At 52.1% G+C, this 16,650-nt stretch carries 11 protein-coding genes; 7 read left to right on the top strand and 4 right to left on the bottom strand.

The annotated features are described in order from the left end of the window. Window positions 1–730 (bottom strand): hypothetical protein (locus KOO63_16080; GenBank protein MBU8923335.1); only part of this gene is annotated, 730 nt, incomplete at its 3' end. 212 nt (window positions 731–942) lie between these two features. Here KOO63_16080 and KOO63_16085 point away from each other — a divergent pair. From KOO63_16085 to KOO63_16100, 4 genes are all read left to right on the top strand, one after another. Further along, on the top strand, window positions 943–1,779 hold the full coding sequence (locus KOO63_16085; protein ID MBU8923336.1) for a methyltransferase domain-containing protein: 837 nt from the start codon (window positions 943–945) through the stop codon (window positions 1,777–1,779). Between the two features lie 127 nt (window positions 1,780–1,906). After that, window positions 1,907–3,730, top strand: coding sequence for a hypothetical protein (locus KOO63_16090; protein MBU8923337.1), 1,824 nt, complete (start codon window positions 1,907–1,909; stop codon window positions 3,728–3,730). 227 nt (window positions 3,731–3,957) lie between these two features. Continuing rightward, window positions 3,958–6,462 carry a hypothetical protein gene (locus tag KOO63_16095; GenBank protein MBU8923338.1) on the top strand — a complete coding sequence of 835 codons (2,505 nt, stop codon included), beginning with the start codon at window positions 3,958–3,960 and terminating at the stop codon, window positions 6,460–6,462. 28 nt (window positions 6,463–6,490) lie between these two features. Continuing rightward, window positions 6,491–8,695: a hypothetical protein gene (locus tag KOO63_16100; protein MBU8923339.1), complete on the top strand. Its 2,205-nt coding sequence runs from the start codon at window positions 6,491–6,493 to the stop codon at window positions 8,693–8,695. Window positions 8,696–8,796: 101 nt separating this feature from the next. Here the strand turns inward: KOO63_16100 and KOO63_16105 are convergent, their stop codons facing one another. Beyond that, entirely contained in the window at window positions 8,797–11,151 is a 2,355-nt protein-coding gene (locus tag KOO63_16105; protein ID MBU8923340.1) for an ABC transporter permease, read from the bottom strand. Between the two features lie 307 nt (window positions 11,152–11,458). On the opposite strand from KOO63_16105, the gene KOO63_16110 reads away from it, so the two are divergent. Together KOO63_16110 and KOO63_16115 are read left to right on the top strand one after the other, a co-directional pair. Next, window positions 11,459–13,273, top strand: coding sequence for a hypothetical protein (locus KOO63_16110; GenBank protein MBU8923341.1), 1,815 nt, complete (start codon window positions 11,459–11,461; stop codon window positions 13,271–13,273). A 197-nt stretch (window positions 13,274–13,470) separates the two neighbouring features. Next, window positions 13,471–14,775 carry an AAA family ATPase gene (locus tag KOO63_16115; protein ID MBU8923342.1) on the top strand — a complete coding sequence of 435 codons (1,305 nt, stop codon included), beginning with the start codon at window positions 13,471–13,473 and terminating at the stop codon, window positions 14,773–14,775. Between the two features lie 15 nt (window positions 14,776–14,790). On the opposite strand, the gene KOO63_16120 is transcribed toward KOO63_16115, so the two are convergent. After that, a complete protein-coding gene (locus KOO63_16120; protein ID MBU8923343.1) occupies window positions 14,791–15,237 on the bottom strand; it encodes an AAA family ATPase in 447 nt (148 codons plus the stop codon). An 11-nt stretch (window positions 15,238–15,248) separates the two neighbouring features. Next, entirely contained in the window at window positions 15,249–15,602 is a 354-nt protein-coding gene (locus tag KOO63_16125; GenBank protein MBU8923344.1) for an ATP-binding cassette domain-containing protein, read from the bottom strand. 375 nt (window positions 15,603–15,977) lie between these two features. On the opposite strand from KOO63_16125, the gene KOO63_16130 reads away from it, so the two are divergent. After that, window positions 15,978–16,650, top strand: a 673-nt coding sequence (locus KOO63_16130; GenBank protein MBU8923345.1) for a hypothetical protein, incomplete at its 3' end; no start/stop codon positions are given.

Consider the following 16,650-nt stretch of genomic DNA (forward strand, 5'->3'; position numbering starts at 1 on the left):
GGCCGTAGTCTACCAGGGCCTGCATATATGCTTCCCGGCCGTCCGGCTCTATCTTGAAATAGTGATCGAGGGGATACTGGACATGATCCTGCCAGTCGGAAGCGGCCCGGCACGTGACATTCGTGTCATCGAAAGGCATACTTGCTTCGTCGAGGATACCATTCAAGATTATGAAAGTGAAAGAGCTGTCCGACCAGCCCCCATCACAGTCACCACATTGATCACAGCAGATCCGTCCGTTCGCGATCAGATGCTGCTCGCTGAGATCGAGCTCCTCCCCGTGGGTAAACTTGAAAGCCGCTTCGACAGTGCCCAGTGCCGCGAAAGCGGAGCAGCCCCCACACGTGCCCTGATCTTTGACCGGAGTCATCACATCTCTGCCCCCAAAGTTCCTCCAGTCGAGCTGATCGGGGAGCGCGCCCGGAACCATGTTTATCACGGGCCCGCCAAGTCCCGGCACTATCAGATTCCCCAGGAGTCGCATCTTGTCTTCCACCGGAAGTAATGCCTTGGGAGTCAGACCCGCCTCCCATTCTAATCCGTTCTCAGCAATATATTGCCTTATCTCCTCCAGCCGGACCACCGGAGCTGTGTCTGGCACACGCAGTTCGACAATTGGCAGATGATCATTCTCCCCAGCACCGATCAGAACTGGTAGCGACAAGATGATCGATATCAATACTGCAGCGCGGATAAGCTTTTTCCTGGATAATGCACAAAACGTTTGCATAGTATTAATCTAGCATTTCAATCGGATTTGTCAATTGTCACGGTGATAATCACTGCCTGCGACCTTCATTTCCCGGCGAGCGGGATCGGCGAAGAACTTACCTCTTTCCAGATCGCCTGCTTAGATGTATAATGTCTGTCATGCTATAGAATCATCTACATAAGGCTGAATTTCAAAACTCTGATATCCATTTTTCAAGGAGAACTATACACATGTTTAATAAACTAGTGTCTATAAACGAACGTCCCAGACCTTTCGAATTCTACACGGCTGACGAACTCTGGGCGGAAGAACACACAGCCGGTCAGATGCTGATGTATCATCTGAACGAAGATGTAGACCTGTCTTCGAGAAATAGAGCGTTCATAGAACGCTCGGTAGAATGGATAATCGAACACTTCGACGTAGGGCCCGGTGTGAGGATCGCGGATTTCGGCTGCGGCCCGGGACTGTACACGTCGCGGCTCGCCAGGGCGCAGGCTTCCGTGACCGGAATAGATTTCTCATCGAACTCGATAGAGTACGCGCGGAAGACCGCTGCAGAGGAGAAGCTGAACATCAGGTACGTGAACGAGAATTATCTCGATTTCGAGACTGAGGATCGCTTCGACCTGGTCATCATGATCATGTGTGATTTCTGTGCGTTGAGCCCCGGTCAGAGGGCGATCATGTTGAAAAAGTTCAGATCTATCCTCAACCCGGGTGGAGCGATCCTTCTCGACGTTTACTCGCTGGGTGCATTCGCTCAACGTGAGGAATCGGCCTCTTATGAGCTCAACCAGCTCTTCGGCTTCTGGTCTCCCGACAAATACTGGGGATTCGTCAACACTTTCAAATACGAAGAAGAAAAGGTGATGCTCGACAAGTACACGGTCGTCGAAGAGGCTCGCACGCGGACGGTATACAACTGGCTTCAGTATTTCGACAGGCAGAGCCTCACCGAAGAGTTCGTTGCAGCAGGTCTGAAGGTCGACACCTTCTTCTCAGACGTGGCGGGCACGCCGTTCGATCCGGCATCCGGTGAGTTTGCCATTGTCGCAAAAGGATAATTTTATCATAGTCATTCTCTTTGACGCTATGCGGGGTGGTTGTTATATTTTATCGACTCTAACAGCATTGCTGAACGAGCTTCTCCACCTGATCCTGTATTCATGCCGGAGAGTAGGGGGTAGCATTATGAGGACAAGATTTATCATGATGATCTTTGCGGCTGTGCTCTGTGTGAATCCTGGTTGCGAAGGGGAAGATCCATTGATCTCGGAGGAGGAACCGCCTGAATGCGGTTCTGATCCATCTGTCCTGATAACGTTTCCTGATCCGGAGGTATCCGACAAACTCGCTCATATAGTCGATTTCGAGTGGATCGAAGGCGGCGAATGTGACGTTGTCGCAACGCGGTACCTGATAGCACCGGTATCCGATGGAGATTCAGCACTCACAGCCCTGAACGACGATCCCGAGAACTGCGAAGAGCTATGGTCAGAATGGATACCCTATTCCACAGAGTACAGGGGCAATTCGGTGCGGCTCGAAGACGAACTGGTCCCCGGGTACTCAGGTGGCTATCTCAATACGGAAGACTGGCACCTGTTCGCCGTGCAGGCGAAGTCGGAGGACGGTACGGTCACCGGCGAGTTCGAGGATGGCCGTAACGCCAGGATATTCGACTGCGAAACCAGGCGGGACGGACCGACCCTGAAGCTTTTCGAGGATAATTATCTCGGCGACTTGTCGGCTTTCCTGAGGTTCTCTTTTTACTCATGTTTGTACTCGAGGGCATATATGATTGTGCCGGGCAATTCCAACCTGGAACTTCGTGTCGAGGGTGTTGCGGATTTTTATGGGGGCAGGATCGCAGGGTACAGGATCGGATGGAATGTTCCCGATCCATGCAACTGGGACAGGCCGTTCACGAAATATCCCGATGTCCGGCAATTCGATTTCCCCAGCGGGACGCATGCGTTGACATTCGAGGTGAAAGATGAATTTGACCTGGTCTCGATGGTAACGTTCGAGTTCGAGTTCGTTCAGTGGACGATGGAGCGCGACCTGCTGTGGATAGACGATTTTCCCTCTTATGAGGCGCCGAATCCGGCTCGGACGATGCCGTTGGAAAGTGAACATGACGAGTTCTGGGAGCATCTCTGTTCAAAGGCCCCTGGATTCGATCCGGCAATCGATATATATGACGTTCAGGCCAACAATTACGAGCCACCACCGATGGAGCTCCTGTCACGGTACAAGAACATAATCTGGACCTACTCCAGCAATACCCAATCTGCGTTCAGCAAGATGCTCCGCCCCGAGCTGGCTGCGAACTTCGCCAACATGCTGCCGTACATCATGGCGAAGGGGGGGCATGTCTGGACGCTCGGTAGACCGAGCGGACTGAAGGCGGCCCTGGAGCCTGGAAAATGTCTGCCAGCCAGTGTGGAATACCCCCCGACGGGAGGTTATCTCGTCGATCCAATGCCATACAGGGATTACGGCGTGACAGCCGTAGATGCGGTCTACGGAGATTTCTGCTTCGGGGACGATTATCCTGCTTCCCCCCGTACAGTCTTGAGGGACGCGATGCGGATCGCCGTGCTGGACGGGAGCGATCCTGTTACGCTGGCGTATCCCGGGTTGCCGGATACGTTGAGGCTCTGGGATGAGATTACCGACTGTTCTTACTGTTTTTTCAATCTTCGCGATAGGGGATTCTTGTATGTCGAGGTCTATGATCCCGCATACTGGATGGACTGGGTGGGTGTCCAGAGCCAGCCCGATTTTCATCCGATGTACAGGCTTCGGTCGATGAGCATAACCTCTGCTCTGTATGACGAAACGATAGCGATCTGGATCACGAAGTATCAGGACGTGGTCCCTCAAGTCGTGATGGGTGTGGCCGTCCCGGCCCGGAGTGTTCACATGGGCTTCCCGCTATGGTTCTTCGACCGGGAGCAGGCCGGTCAGATCGCCGACGTGATCTTCGAAGAATGGGGGATAGCGCAATAGGCCTGTGACCGGGCGACAAGATCTCATGAGCCCGCTAGAAAGCGCCCGGATCGCCGTTCTCTCCGGGATCTCCGTATCTGCCAGATATATCGTAATTAACCACAGGAAGTCCGATATTCATTTTGCATAAACGGGCTGATTGGCGTATAATAGGCCCCCGGAAGGATGCCGGTCGTATAAGCGGCGCCGGTAATCCTTTCAGGATCCGCGGGTAACGGAGAAATAGTATGCAACGGAAATGGAACCGGCTGAACGGTCTGGTTTCCGGTTTCGTAATCATCGCGGCGTTTTTCACCATCCATTCGATACGGGTAACCGCTTCAGACCGCACGCAGCCGCTGTCCTCGAAAGACCGGCCGATCGACCAGGTCCCGGTGATAGACGGAACCTACGTCCACAACGTCGGCGCCCTTCAGATGAATATCACCAACTGGGGTATCATCGGCTCGATGCCGAACAGTAACTTTCCCATGCGTGAAGTCCCATCGGCCCAGTACCCGGCAGGTTCGGGGATAGAGTACCTTTACGCCGCCGGTATCTGGGTCGGAGCCGAGCGAAGCGGTCTTCCGTCCGTCTCGACGGGCTACCCCCAGGACGAGTTCCGGCCGAAGCCGGGCTATCAGCACACTATATACGAAACGTACGAGGGCGACCTGAGGGGAAGCCATTACCCGATGTTCGCCGACGACGACCGTGACGGGCGTGTCGACGAGGACAGGCTCAACGGCATAGACGACGATAACGACGGGAAGATCGACGAGGATTTCGCCGCGTTCGGCAACCAGATGTTCTGTTGCGAGTTCACCGACAACCAGCCGTTCACGAGGCGGCTCTGGCCCGAGCATGAACCGCTCGAAATATCCGTACGGCAGGAGACATTTCAGTGGGGCGAGGAGATATACAACGATTTCATTGCCGCCCGCTACACTGTCACTAACTGGGGATTCCATAATCTCGTCAATACCTATATAGGGCTATATGCCGATATAGACGCTGGACCGCGTGACAGGGGGGGGTATCACATGGACGATCAGGTCGGATTGTGGAGGGGGGAATGGTGCACACCGAGGGGTAACGGCGAATATCCCGTCGACATAAGCATAGCGTACGTCTTTGACGACGACGGCGACGACGGCAGGACGACGGGGTATTTCGGCATCGCCATCCTGGGACATACGCATCCTGTCGCTGAGGGGAACGAGTCGCATTACCCGTACTTCAGCTTCAATTCCTTCCACATATTCCGGGGCCTCCAGCCTTACGCGAACGGGGGAGAGCCGACGAACGATTTCGAAAGGTACGAGACGCTATCCCGGCGCGGGTTCGACGAGAATACGACTATTCCGGGGGATTACAGGATCCTCATAAGTATCGGGCCATTCTACGTGATCCCCTTCGGCGGATCAGTTCATGTCGATCTCGCCTTTGTCGCCGGGGCGGATCTGGACGAACTACGCAACCATGCCGCGGCGGCCCAGTTCATCTACGAGGGTGTCTTCTATGACCTCGACGGCGATCCTGAAACGGGAGTGCGAGGGCGTGAATCACCGATGGTCGGACCTCTCGACCGCTGGGATCCAGACCACTGCGATGGTATCCCTGAGGAGCTGGATATTACGAAGTACGATACGATATGGTCGAATATCGACTGCAGGAGGGAGAAGTATACTTTCAATCATCCGATCTGTTACCGGGACAGGAATATCTCCTTTAGAAGTTACCAGACCGGGGTGGATGGCAAAGAACATCGGCTCAACTGGATAGTCGGTGGAGCGCCCCCACCACCCAACATGAGGGTCCTCCCCGGTGACGGAAAGGTGACCATTTTCTGGGACGATCTCAGCGAGACCACTCCGGACATCATATCGGGAATATGTGATTTCGAGGGGTACCAGATATGGCGCGCCGAAGGCTGGCACCGCCCCCTGGGGAGCAGCAGTAAGAACGGCCCCGAATCGGATCTGTGGGGGTTGATCGAAGGAAGGGATCTGGTCAACGGGGTGATGCCCAACATCGATTTCAAGAAGCCCTTCAACCAGGGAGGGTGGCAGTATACACCGCTCCTTCATCTCGAGGAGAGGGATATCTTGATCAGGGCGTTCGAAGAGGTCCTGCTGTACGAACCTCTCGATACCGTATCCTGTCCGCCGGGACTCACCGGAGAGGAGTGCGACACGCTGGAAGCGGTCGCGAGGGCGAGGCTGAAGTTCGAAGGGGGCAGGCAGTACTATAAATTTATCGACGAATTCGCCAAGAACGGAATGCCCTGTTTTTACTCGGTTGTTTCTTACGATCACGACCTGGGATACGCTGGTCCCGCAAGTGTAGGCAGGTACTCTTCTCCTTCCTCTAACTTCGCGTACGTGGAAGCGAGATCGGCAGCCCAGGATGCGGATCGATACGACAGGGAAGAAGTCTACGCGGTCCCGAATCCGGTCACGAAGGAGAATCTGTCCCCCTGGCAGCTCGGCCCTGTCAACAATGACGCGTCAGGGGTAAAGGTCGAGCTGAGAAACCTTCCTGCCTGTAGAAACACGGTAAGGATATACACCGTCTCGGGCGACCTCGTCGTCGTCCTTCGGCATGACGGGAGCGGGGGCGACGGGACCGTCGTCTGGAACCTCGTGTCGAGGAACGGGCAGGATGTGACAAGCGGAGTATATATATTCGCCGTCGAACCGGAAGACGGCCGTTTCGAGAGGACTATAGGAAAGTTCGTGGTCATACGTTGAAGATGAAAAGACAGGAATAAGGAATAAGATGATAAGGCGCCGTATCATAATAACGTTCTTTCTCTGCGCCTTTCTGTGGGCCGGATGTTCAGAACAGTCCCCCTACACGGGGGAGTACGAGGAGAACCATCTGCCGATGGTAGAACTGACCAACGGACCACTTGAAGGAGACTCGATCCAGTACAACATCCATTTCTACTGGATAGCCAACGATCTCGACGGAAGGGTCGAATACTTCGAGATCGCCATGGTGGAAGGAGATCCCGTCGGTTTCGATCCTGCGGATACGACCGGCGCGGACAAGTGGACCATGACCCGTTCCCTCGATACGTTGATAATGGCCTCCGCCGACGAGTTCGACAGGGTCGTGACGATAAACAGCGCGCTCTACGCTTTATTTGATAAGACGCATACATTCTTTATCAGGGCGGTTGACGACAGGGGGGGTGTGTCCGAGACTCTTCATCGTTCGTTCAACGCGTGGACGATAGCGCCGCACGTATTCATTACCGACCCGGTCAACATCAATCCCGACGTGGGCGTCCAGATGCTCAGTCCCGTCATCCATTTCAAATGGTTCGGAAAGGATCCGGTGGACGCTCCCTGGCATTTCCAGGACGTGGACTCGATCAGGTTCATGTGGACGCAGTTCTATTCGACTATCCTGAGGGATCTGAACGAGTTTCCCGGGATGTTCGAGGATCTCTGGGGCAAGTGGTGGTCGACCGAGGCTCCGGGGGATTCCGGCTTGAGCACGATCCTGGGTGACGACGAGATAATGCCCCCTGGAAGATCTTACATCTTCGCCGTACAGGCCAAGGATGAAGCGGGCGCCATATCCTCGGTCTTCGACAAGAGGACCAACGTCAGGGTCTTCATGGTGAGGACCCCGACCGGCCCTCTACTCAGCGTATTCGAAGATTATCTGGGGACATACTCCTTTCTCGGGTATAATCTCGATCCGGTGATGATCGACGTACCGCCGGGATTCGAGATGAACTTCCGATGGACCGCCGATGCCAGTCATTACGGAGCGATAGTGTCGACTTACAGGTACGGATGGGACATAAGCGATTTTTCCGATCCTGCCGAATGGGAGACTCTGCCCGTGCCGAATCTTCTCTTCGCCCGCCCCAAGATCTTCTATTCTGGCATCCACACCCTCTATATAGAAGTCACCGACAACCTCGGTATCTCGACCATATGCGCGATAGAGATCGATATCATACCGATAATAATGGAGAACGATCTTTTACTCGTGGACGATTTCCCCTCGAATAATTTCACGCAGACTATCTACGCTTATCCGACCGAGGCCGAACATGACCGGTTCTGGAGGGATATCTGCGTCAGGGTCCCTTCGTTCGTTCCTTCGAGAGACATCTTTGACATTGCCCAGAACGCTTTCATGCCGCCTCCGATGGATCTTATCTTCAAGTACAAAAACGTCATCTGGTTATACAGTCCGGCCGTGGACTGGGAACAGGGGAGCGTCTGGACCCGCCTTATCAGGTACGGGTTCACCGAATTCATCAACTTCATTCCATACTACATGTCCTACGGGGGACACCTGTGGACAGCGGGAGGGCCTCAGCGGACCGGGGGGCTGGGTGCGGTCCTTTCGAACAGGTTCAGGCAATATCCGTGTAACCTTGAGTGCGATCTTTTCGACGCGCACTTCAACTGCAACAGTACGGAGGGGCTCTTGTCTCTGCCGTATCAGCAGTTCTGTGTCACCGTCCTCGACAAGGTCGACGCTTCGATCAAGGACTGGATCCCCTTCAACCGGACCCGGGACCTGGACGCGATGTCCTACGCGGTCGTGGATAACAGCGACCCCCTGACGGTCATGTATCCCGGCCTGCCGGACAAGCTCGAATTGTGGGAGATGGTGACCCAGCCCGGTATGTTCTTCGACCCCGCCGTGCAGGGATTCAAGTTCGTGGAGGTCTACGATCCCGAATACTGGATGAGGTTCAACAGGCTCGTCTCGCAGGACTGTTTCCACCCTCTATACCGCATGAAGGCCAGGCTGGACCGATCGGTGCTCGACCTTCAGACGATCGCGTTCTGGACGACCAGATATGCCGACGTCGTGACACCGGGAGGGACGAACGTCGCCGCTCCAAGCGTGCATTTCGGAGTCCCGCTCTGGTACTTCAACAGGGCCCAGGTCGATTCGATAGCCGATGTCATCTTCGACGTATGGCAGATCCTGGAACCGGAAGAGTGACTTGCTACGGTTGATCATAAGTATTCTGCGCCGGACCCGTGGGCATTGCTGTTAAGGGATAATGAACCTGTTACCCTCGCAAGCCAGCGCGGTCGAGGGTGCTATTCATACCTTAACGCCTCCACCGGATTTGCGTGAGCCGCTTTTATCGACCGGTAGCTGATCGTTAGAAAAGCTATCAGGATCGTAGTCACTCCGGCGAAGATGAACGCTCCCATACCTATATGCGTTCTGACAGCGTAACTCTCGAGATACGCCTTGATCATCAGGTAGGCGATTGGCCAGGCGATAACGTTCGAGATCGTCACGAGTACGAGGAATTCCTTCGAAATCAGCCTGACGATCTGGGTAGCAGAGGCGCCGTGGATCTTTCTTAAGCCTATCTCCTTCTTCTTTCTCTCGGTCATGAACGTAATCAACCCGACAAGCCCGGAGCAGGTCATGAAGAGAGCCGCTATGGAAATCCCCTTCATGAATTTGCCCATTATGTCCTCGTCGTTATACTGCGAGTATATGTCGTCGTCGATAAAGGAGTACTCGTATGGAATATTCGGAAGCACGTCTTTCCAGGTGGCTGAGATATATTCCAGGGTCGAGCCGTCGTAGCCGGGGTCGAGTCTGACTATCATGTGGTTCATCGCCGTTTCATCGCGGAGCATCATCACCATCGGGTCGACGCCGATCTTCAGGGTGCGGTAGTTGAAATCTTTCGTTACGCCTACTACCCTGCCGGGATTATCCCAGACCGTTATCTCGGAGCCGAGGATCGGCTCGGTGCCTATCATCCGAGCTAAGGTCTCGTTGATTATGTAGGAAGCTGGGCCGTCCATCTCGTCTTTTGAAAAGCTTCTGCCCCGGGCCATCTCGATCTTGAAGGTCTCGGCATAGTCGAAATCGACGAGATTGAAGGCTACATATTGTGTCTTCTGAGGATCTTTTCCGGGCCAGATCACACCTGAGGTGTTGCTGTAGTTGGTAGGAAGGAAGTATCCGGCGGTAACGTTCTCGATCTGCGGGTTTTCGATCAGTTCGGACTTCAGGATTTCGTACTCCGCACGATTGTCGCTTCGCAGCGGTATATGGACGATGTTCTCGCTGTTCCATCCCTTGTCGTAATCGAAGATATACTCGGCCTGTCTGGTCGAGACCATAGCGAAGATGATAAATATGATCGATGCCGTGAATTGCGTAGTGACAAGTACCCTTCTGAACCTCTGGCTCTTCTTGCCGGTCTGGTGAGAACCTTTGATCACGTCCGAGGGCGCGAATGAGGAAAGGTGAAGAGCCGGGTAACAACCCGCGGCCAGCCCCGTGAACAACAGGATGCCGAGCATGAACAGGAGCAGTGTCGGATTATTTAATACGTTCAGCGAGAAATATTTTCCAGTCGCGTTATGGAACGCGTCCAGGGCGATTTTCGTCAGTGTCAATGAAAGTATGAACGAGACGAATACTACGATAAAGGATTCGCCGAAAAACTGGAGGATTATGTCATTCCTCGTTCCGCCGATGACCTTTCGCACGCCGATCTCCTTGAATCTGAACGACGAACGCGCTGTCGACAGGTTGACGAAGTTGATGCACGAAATAAGGAGTATGAAAAGCCCGATAAAGGTGAACATGAAGATGACGAAGAAGAAACTGGGGCCGTTGATGTTCGCGTTAAGGTGAATATCGTTGAAGGACTGCAGGGCTAGATCGACCCGGTATTCGTCGTTATTATCGTTGAACACGTTGATTATCTTGGCTTCGACATCCTCTTCCACGGCATTCTCGCCTAGCAGTACAAAGGTATAAATGCTGTGATCTTCCCACCTGTCTTCCTGAAATCCTTCGACATTGTCCAGGAAGGACCATGGAAGAACGGCGCTGAACCTGTAGGTCGAGGCATCTGGAATGTCCTCAAAGACACCACATACGGTCAGATGGTGATCGCTGTCCATGAGGATCGTCTTCCCAACGGGGTCGGTCTCTCCGAAGAGCTTTTCCGCGGTTGTCTCGTCGATCAGTATAGTATTCGTTTCCGTCAATACGGTTTCCCTGTCTCCCGCTATGATCGGAAACGAGCAGATATCGAAAAGAGATCGGTCCGCGGCGACGGCCGACTCGTAAAAGGACCTGTCTCCATTCTGAAAGAGCAGCTCTCCGATCCCGGTATATCTCGCTGTTTCCACAATCTCCGGGTAATCGCTTTTGAGCACCGGCCCGACAGGAGCCACCGTTCTGGTGAGATGATTATCGTGCTCGACCTCGTATCCGGTCACCCGGTAGAGCCTGTCCGCGTTTTCATGAAACTTGTCATAGCTCATTTCCCACATCAGGCCGATGACGATCAGAAGACATAAAGTCATCCCGATGGTCAGGCCCACTACGTTCGTAAACGCGAAGCCTTTATCTTTTCGCAGATACCGGAATCCGATCTTTAAATAGCTGAAGATGAGCAAAAAACGGTTCATGATACTTCCTCGACTGAAAGAATGAATGGAGTAGATGTATTTGAACTGTAAGGTTCCATGATTATCCGAATCTTTCCGAAGAACGTTAAGTCCTTATCTCTTTATACGGAATCAGTGATAATTAGTTCTCGGGAAATTGCTTTGGGGGAAAGGTGGATGTCGCCGGCGCGGAGAGTCCCGGAGACAACGCCCCTCTGTTTGACATCATCCACCTGACGAATTATATTTAATCATCACCAGATAGATGCAAAAGAAGTCCTGCTCCACCTGTTCCAAACGGACCCACCGTAAGGCAAGGGGGATTGCGATGAGAACCTTCACGATAGTGATGTTTGTTGCAGTGGTGCTCTGCGCGGCTTCAGGCTGCGACAGTGAGGATCCGGTAAGAGGTGATGTACCGATCTGCGACACCGACCCGAGCGTGGCGATCACTTTTCCTGACCTCGAAGCAATCTGGGGCCTGACAAGTATCGTCGATTTCGAATGGGTCAGCGACACGCCATGCGATATCGTAATGACCAGATACCTCATCATGCCCATTGCGTATGATTACGACGTGCTGACCGACCTTAGCGAGAATCCTGAAAGATTCGAGGGCCTGTGGTCGCGATGGATGTCCTGTAACTGGTCCGGAGGTAATGCCGTCCGCCTTGAAAGTGAACTCGAGCCTGGGATGCCCGGGGGTCCTCCATCCATGCATGTCTTCGCCGTACAGGCAAGGGCGAAGGACGGCAAGGTGACGGAAGAATTCATCGATGGCCACAACGCGGTCATTTTCGACTGCCGGTACAAGTTTCGGGATGGGCCGTGGTTCATGATCAGCGAGGACAATTTTCTGGGAGATCTCGCGCAATATACATCTTTATTCTATTTTCCATACATCGTCCCGGGAAGTCCGTTAATTGAGCTGCCCGGTGGATGCCCGTACAAGTTCAGCTTCGAAGGAGACGCGGAATTCTACGGCCGCAGAGTCGCGGGATACAGGTTTGGGTGGGACGTCCCCGATCCGGAGAAATGGGCCAAGCCGTTTACCATGGTAAATGAGACTCCCCAGGTGATGTTCGAGAGCGGAGAGCATCGGCTGACTGTCGAGGTGATCGATGATATCGGGCTTATAAGTTCGGTCACCTTCATCTTTGATTTTATTCCGATGACTATGGAGCGCGATCTGTTGTGGATAGACGATCTGCTGGGTGCGCCCGAACCATTTCCGATGAGGACTATGCCCACAGAGGATGAGCACGATCTGTTCTGGGAGGGACTCTGCTCAAGGAACGCAGGGTTCGACCCGGGCATCGATATCTATGATGTCATGGAGAATAACAATGAACCACCTACAGTTGAACTTCTATCTCATTACAAGAATGTGATATGGACCTATTCCATTTCGAGTCGCAGCGCGTGGGAGAATATACTCCGGCGGTCGGATAGAAATTCACTTATCAATTTCCTGCCGATGTTCATGGCGCAGGGGGGACATATATGGACGCTCGGGAGGCCCGGTGGTCTGCGTAAAGTGCATTCGGACGATATATGTCTGCCGGTGAGCGTGGAATGCCCGGTCAGCGGGGATTTCACTATCGATCCGATGCCGTACAGGGATTATGGAGTCACGGTCGTGGACGGTGTTGTTGGGAGATTTTGTACCGGTGAAGAGATGCCTCCCGGTGTGCGCAGGAGTGTGGACAGGGATGCGCTGTACGATGCGTACAGTGACGAAAGCGACCCTTTGACCCTGGCCCACCCGGACCTTCCAGCGACTCTTGAACTATGGGACGAGATCACCGATTGCCCATGGTGTTTCTTTAATATACGTGATAGAGGATTCTTTTACGTCGAGGTCTATAACCCGCAATACTGGATGGATTTCAAATTCCTCACGGACCAGACGGACTTCCATCCGATGTACAGGATGAGATCGATGAACATCCTCTCTCCGATGCATCATCAGACAATCGCCATCTGGGTGACGAAATATGAAGATGTCCTGCCTGAAGTGGCCGCCGGCCAGGCTGTTGCCGCACCGAGTGTCCACATGGGTTTCCCCCTCTGGTTTTTCGACCATGACAAGGCGAACCAGATCGCCGATGTGATATTCGAGGAATGGGGGCTGCTGGAATAGCCTGCACAGCAGAGTCTCAATCCTGATATGACTTGTAGCGAGTAAAACACATCACAGAATGATGGCCAGGCAGTTCTTGGATTGATTCCTTCTTGGCAAAATTACCTGTGAATATGAAAGGAATAGTTTTAAAATACCCTTGTGTTTTGAAATAACAGGAGTATAATAGGGATAGCAGGGATTGAAAGGGGTGAATAATGAAACGGCAGATTGAAAAACAACTTCTGGAATGGAAGGACAGCGGCAGGAGAAAACCTCTCATTTTGAGGGGAGCCCGGCAGGTAGGAAAAACCTGGAGTGTAAAATCGCTGGGATCAGAACATTTTGAAAATACTGTTCACATGGATCTGGAGAAAAACCGTAATTTTCACTCTCTGTTTGATGGGGATCTGGATCCTGCGGTCATTGTTCGGAGTATTGAGGTACTGATGAACACGAGGATCACTTCGGGGAAAACATTGCTGTTCCTCGATGAGATTCAGAGTTGTCCGAGGGCGCTCATGTCTCTTCGGTATTTCTATGAGGAGATGCCGGAGCTACATGTCATTGCAGCAGGTTCGCTTCTGGAGTTCGCCCTGGGTGAGATATCCTTTCCTGTCGGCAGGATCCAGTATCTGCATATGGCGCCTATGTCTTTTTTAGAATATCTGGAAGCGGGGGAAAACGACAGGGCGGTGGAGATCATTCGATCCAGGCCTGAAAAATTACAAGAACCGATCCACACTTTGCTGCTCCAGGAATTGAAAACATATTTCCTTGTCGGAGGAATGCCGGAGAGTGTCAAAACCTTTTACCAGACCGGCAGCCTGATGGAACCATTTAAAATCCATAAAGAGCTTATCCACTCCTTTAAAGATGATTTTGGAAAATACGCCACTCACTCCAATAAAGATTGCCTGGATGAGGTGTTTGCCAATACTTCCAGGAGCATAGGGAATCAACTGGCCTACTCCGGCCTTTCCAACTCCTTCTCTCACCCAACGATCAGGAAGGCATTTGAGTTACTGGTGAGGGCGAGAATGATCAATAAGGTCTCATCGGTAGGAAAGCTGGAGCTTCCTCTGGATGTGCAGAGTTCTTCTCGAAAATTCAAGGCCATTATGTTGGATATCGGTGTCTGGCAACTATTAAGTGGAATCTCGATAGAGAATGAAATAGCAGAACCCGACTTGATGAATCTGTATCGCGGGGCTCTTGCGGAACAGTATGTGGGGCAGGAACTGGCGGCATCTACTGGTGGAGATCTTCATTATTGGGCCAGAAGCGCAAAAAGCAGTACAGCCGAAATAGACTACATTGTCACTGTGAAAGGGAAGATCTATCCCATCGAGGTGAAGAGTGGAAGCTCCGGATCTTTAAAGAGTCTCCACCTGGCATTGAATACTTTTCCCGATTGTCCCGGAGGGATAGTATTTTCAACCAGGGAGTATGGTGAGATTCCAGAACAGAAATTAACCTTTCTTCCGCTCTACTATGCCGGTCAATTCCTGGAATTCCTCTAGGTCAGGCTTGAGCCCTTACTGAAGTAGAAAGTTGTGGGTCGGGTGTGTCCGTTTCAGGCCATTAAGATCGTAGGCAACATTATTAATTCTTTGCAGATTGCCGCAAGGATGAATAGATATATTCCAGAGTCGGCACTCCATTGTCATCGAATCTCTCTCTGAGTTTTGAATGGATTCGTCGGCGAGAACGCGTCCCTTATCGACAAGAACGACTCTGTCGCAGAGAGTCTCGACTTCAAAAAGTTCATGACTACTGAGCAATATCCCTTTGCCCTTGTTTCGAAGTTCAACCAGGGTCTTCTTTAAAGATATTCTGGAATCTGGATCAAGTCCGTTGAAAGGTTCATCCAGGATCACGGCTGCAGGATCGTGTATTAATGCTTTGATAAGTGATAACTTTGCTTTCATGCCTTTGGAGAGTTTGGCTGTCGGGACATCTGTCTTTTCCTTTAAATCAAACATTTCGATATATTTTAATATCTGTTTTTTAACGTCAGAGATCTCATAAAAAGATGAAAAAACTGAATGTTTTCATAGACACTCAATTTTTTGTAAAACCCGGGATTTTCGGGTAACAAGCCGATTTTCCTCCGGGTTTCATTTGGCGATGATATGTTATTGATCCCATCAACGAGGATATCGCCTTTATCAGGTTTCAATAATGTGCCGATCATCCGGATAATGGTTGTTTTTCCGGCACCATTTGGTCCGATCAATCCGGTTATAGTTCCCGCCCTTACATTGAAAGATACGTCTCTGACCGCTTCAAAATCACCGTACTTTTTACTGACAGAGTGGAGTGATATTGTGTCCTTTTGCAAAAGCATGACCTTTCTTTGATAAAACGTTAAGTGCCGGGATGATTACCTGACAAATCTGCCAATATTTGTGTTAAACAAGGAAAGACTGATCCTCCATCCCATGGTCAATAACCATCAGTTCAGGGAAAACAATTAACTCGCCATTAAGTGATGGAAGAATAAACGGACTTATCTTTTCCTCATGTACAGGAGGACCGAAATTTGATGCATTAAACAGAAACCAGGATATTGTAAGGACGGGCGCCATAATGCCTGGGACCAGTCCACATGCCTGGCAGCCGGTTTTTTCTTTGTAGTTCAAGTGATCAGGAGTAGAGTTCCAGGCAGGAACGGAAGGACCTGAGACATTTGACCATATGTGCATTTAACAGGAAGGCCGGTATGCCGAGATCCAATTTCGACTCCTTACCCTTAAAGCGCAGTCTTGCGCGGGAATATCTGATCTCGTTCATCGTTGCTGTCATTATGCTCCTGGCTTCAGCCGCGGGCATCATATTCAGAGATGTGATGTATCCGACGGATGAACTGTTAGTCGGGTTTGTTTCTACAGACCTTCTCAATATCGTTGTCGGGCTGCCGATCCTGCTTGTGTCGATGTATCTTGCTAGAAGAGGCAGGCTGGGGGGGCTGCTCTGCTGGCCCGGGGCACTATTATACGTACTGTATATTTACACGAGTTATATGGGCATACCGATGAACTGGATGCTCATTCCTCACATCATACAGATCGTATTAAGCGCATATTTGATTATCGCCATCGTTTCCAGCATCGACAGCGAAGCAGTGCGACATCGGCTCGATGGCGCCGTACCAGCAAGATCGACCGGGGGCATTCTGTTTGGTATAGGTGTTCTGGTCATCGCATGGGTGGCAGTCCAGATCGGCACCGCGATCATCAACCAGGTACGTCCAGAACGAATGGCGCTCATCCAGATAATCAATGATCTGGTGGTCGGCTGTCCAGCTCTGGTTATCAGCGGGTACCTCCTTCTGCGGCGCAGGGGCTGGGGATATGTGGCTGGGGCGGGACTGCTGCTCATGAGCAGCGTGTTGT

The organism is Candidatus Latescibacterota bacterium, assembly GCA_019038625.1.
Taxonomy (GTDB): Bacteria; Krumholzibacteriota; Krumholzibacteriia; order Krumholzibacteriales; family Krumholzibacteriaceae; genus JAGLYV01.

Coding starts and splice junctions, on each gene's coding strand:
- KOO63_16120 (MBU8923343.1), bottom strand. CDS start 15,237: ATGTTTGATTTAAAGGAAAAGACAGATGTCCCGACAGCCAAACTCTCC.
- KOO63_16105 (MBU8923340.1), bottom strand. CDS start 11,151: ATGAACCGTTTTTTGCTCATCTTCAGCTATTTAAAGATCGGATTCCGG.
- KOO63_16125 (MBU8923344.1), bottom strand. CDS start 15,602: ATGCTTTTGCAAAAGGACACAATATCACTCCACTCTGTCAGTAAAAAG.
- KOO63_16100 (MBU8923339.1), top strand. CDS start 6,491: ATGATAAGGCGCCGTATCATAATAACGTTCTTTCTCTGCGCCTTTCTG.
- KOO63_16085 (MBU8923336.1), top strand. CDS start 943: ATGTTTAATAAACTAGTGTCTATAAACGAACGTCCCAGACCTTTCGAA.
- KOO63_16115 (MBU8923342.1), top strand. CDS start 13,471: ATGAAACGGCAGATTGAAAAACAACTTCTGGAATGGAAGGACAGCGGC.
- KOO63_16110 (MBU8923341.1), top strand. CDS start 11,459: ATGAGAACCTTCACGATAGTGATGTTTGTTGCAGTGGTGCTCTGCGCG.
- KOO63_16090 (MBU8923337.1), top strand. CDS start 1,907: ATGAGGACAAGATTTATCATGATGATCTTTGCGGCTGTGCTCTGTGTG.
- KOO63_16095 (MBU8923338.1), top strand. CDS start 3,958: ATGCAACGGAAATGGAACCGGCTGAACGGTCTGGTTTCCGGTTTCGTA.